General features: G+C 64.7%; 1 protein-coding gene. It reads left to right on the top strand.

Going from position 1 to position 945, the window contains the following annotated elements; translation table 11 throughout:
* Window positions 1-46 precede the first annotated feature (46 nt).
* Window positions 47-905 (top strand): IS5 family transposase gene (locus tag ACFPP6_RS36445; RefSeq protein ID WP_382051142.1). Its coding sequence is split into 2 segments (ribosomal slippage): window positions 47-415 and window positions 417-905, totalling 858 coding nucleotides; the frame shifts between segments, so codons are not numbered across the junction.
* Window positions 906-945: the final 40 nt, after the last annotated feature.

Below are 945 nucleotides of genomic sequence, written 5' to 3' on the forward strand. Positions count from 1 at the left end.
TACGGTCCGTCTTCAAAGGATCGCCGGAGTGGTCCATGATGATTGAGTGCGCCGTCGTCATGAACTCTCCGACCAAGAGTGGGAGTTACTGGCCCCGCTTCTGCCTCGATCCGGCATCGGTCGCCCTCGGGCCGATGACCGGCGGGTTGTCAATGGCATGGTCTGCAAGATCCGCACAGGAATCTCCTGGCGCGACCTGCCTGACCGGTACGGCCCCTGGAAGACGGTCTACACCCGCTTCCGGCGCTACGCGCTGAACGGCGTGTTCACCCACGCTCTCCAGCAGATTCAAGCCCGGGCCGACGCGACAGGCAACATCGACTGGCTGGTCCAGATCGATTCCACCATCGTCCGGGCCCACCAGCATGCCGCCGACACCGGCCGAAAAAAAGGGGGAAACAAGAGAGCCGGGCGATCACGCCCTCGGCCGTTCCCGGGGAGGCCTGACCACCAAAATTCACCTGGCCTGCGACGGCCGCGGCCGGCCCCTGGCCATCCTCATATCTCCAGGCCAGCAGCATGACAGCGCTCAGGCCCAGCCCCTGCTCGAACGCATCCGCGTCCCCCGCAGCGAGGGCGGCCGGCCCCGGTCGCGACCGGACCACGTAGTCGCAGACAAGGCCTACAGCTCCCGCCACTTCCGCGCCTACCTGCGCAAACGCGGAATCGGCCACACCATTCCGGAAAAACGCGACCAGGCCAGGCACCGCATGCTCCGTGGCTCTGACGGCGGCCGGCCACCCGCCTTCAACCCCACAATCTACCGGCGCCGCAACACAGCCGAACGATGCTTCAACACACTCAAGCAGTTCCGAGGCATAGCAACCAGGTACGACAAGACCGCTACCTCCGACGAAGCAGCGGTCTGCCTGGCATCGTTCCTGGCCTGGGCAAAGTCTCTTTGAAGACGGACCCTAAAGCGTGTTGCAGAAGGCTGTGATCTGG

Origin of the sequence: Streptomyces aureoversilis (assembly GCF_042657885.1) — a bacterium.
GTDB classification, from domain to species: domain Bacteria; phylum Actinomycetota; class Actinomycetes; order Streptomycetales; family Streptomycetaceae; genus Streptomyces; species Streptomyces aureoversilis.